At 33.2% G+C, this 1,454-nt stretch carries 2 protein-coding genes; one reads left to right on the top strand and one right to left on the bottom strand.

Going from position 1 to position 1,454, the window contains the following annotated elements:
* Positions 1–16: 16 nt before the first annotated feature.
* On the bottom strand, positions 17–775 hold the full coding sequence (rlmB, locus tag HET73_RS07425; RefSeq protein ID WP_174134295.1) for a 23S rRNA (guanosine(2251)-2'-O)-methyltransferase RlmB: 759 nt from the start codon (positions 773–775) through the stop codon (positions 17–19).
* 92 nt (positions 776–867) lie between these two features.
* Between rlmB and HET73_RS07420 the strand changes: the two genes are divergently transcribed.
* A complete protein-coding gene (locus HET73_RS07420; protein WP_174132749.1) occupies positions 868–1,371 on the top strand; it encodes a Smr/MutS family protein in 504 nt (167 codons plus the stop codon).
* Positions 1,372–1,454: the final 83 nt, after the last annotated feature.

Genomic DNA, 1,454 nt, shown 5'->3' with positions numbered 1-1,454 from the left:
CGTTTCTATCCCAATGTTATATTTTTGTTCTAATGTAGATGGAATATAGTCCTATTGCTGCTGCATTTGAAACGTTTAAGCTATCAATCACGTTTGACATTGGGATTTTTACAAGATAATCACAATTTTCTTTAACTAACCTCCGCATTCCTTTTTTTTCAGAGCCAAAAATAATTACTCTTTTTTCCCCAAAGCTCTTTATTTCATCTATATTCTCTTTAGCATTGCAATCAAACCCGTAGCACCAGTAGTCGACCTTTTTTAAATACTCCATAGTTTTTACTATGTTTGTAACGTATATTAGCGGAACGATGTCTAATGCTCCGCTTGCTGCTTTTGCAATAGATGCATTTTCGCTTGGTGAATGGTTATGTGGTAAAACCATCGCATCAACATTAAAACAAGCTGATGTTCTTAAAATTGACCCTATGTTATGCGTGTCAGTGACTTGATCTAAAATGACTATAGTAGAATTATTACTTGAGTTTCTGGCTATTTCTTCGATGCTTAAGCTGTGAAGAATAGGAGCAACTTTTAAAGCAACTCCTTGATGGTTAGCACCTTTGGGTAAAATGCCATTGAGTATTTTATTCTCTACTAGCTGAGCTTTAATGCTCTTGCTGTCTATATATTGCCTAATTTCTTTTTCATACTCTTCGTAGAAGTTTTCTGTTACTAACAGTTCTATACACCGCCTATTTTTATTCTTCAGTGCTGACATACAGGTGTGTCTTCCATACAGCCAAAAATTCTCATTAGTTTTTGACGGTTTCATTGTATTATCGGAAATCATGTTTTTGTAAAATAAGCGGCATTTTACTATATTTAGATATTGTTGTAAAATCGTGCAATTCAATTAATGCGTTTATGTCAGATGATGAGTTAAACTGGCAAAAAAATGTTAAGCCAATAAAATGTGAGAAAGTGACTTTAAAAGCTGATCATAAAGTGAATGTAAAGTCTATAGCTAACAGAGGTACTTCTGACTTACAGAAAAACTTTCTTAATACCAATAATGGTAACTTATCATTTTGCCTTGACTACAACACAAAATTAAAGGTTGATAGGGGAAAATATTTTATAAGCGATAAACTCGACCTACATGGCTATAATATAGAGGATGCTTACTGTAAGTTAATAGATTTTATTATTAAAAATTATCGAGTAGGAAGTAGGTGTTTATTGATAATTACGGGGCATGGTAGTGCAACAGGTAAAATAGACACTATAAAGAATAACTTAAATAATTGGTTAAATGATACTAAAATTCAGCATATGGTTCTATACCACCAACAAGCCACAAAAAAACATGGCGGTAAAGGGGCTTTTTACGTCTTATTAAGAAAGAATAAAGATCTTGAGTATTTTTGAGCCTTAATTTAAGTAGGCTTTTTGCATAGTTTTTGGAGCGCGTTGCAAAAACCACTTCCCGCCAACCCCATTATCATGATTGG

It is taken from the genome of Wolbachia endosymbiont of Atemnus politus (assembly GCF_013309895.1).
The sequence above is the reverse complement of the archived record's forward strand: the minus strand, read 5'-3'. Positions and strand labels throughout refer to the sequence as shown.

Coding starts and splice junctions, on each gene's coding strand:
- rlmB (WP_174134295.1), bottom strand. CDS start 775: ATGAAACCGTCAAAAACTAATGAGAATTTTTGGCTGTATGGAAGACAC.
- HET73_RS07420 (WP_174132749.1), top strand. CDS start 868: ATGTCAGATGATGAGTTAAACTGGCAAAAAAATGTTAAGCCAATAAAA.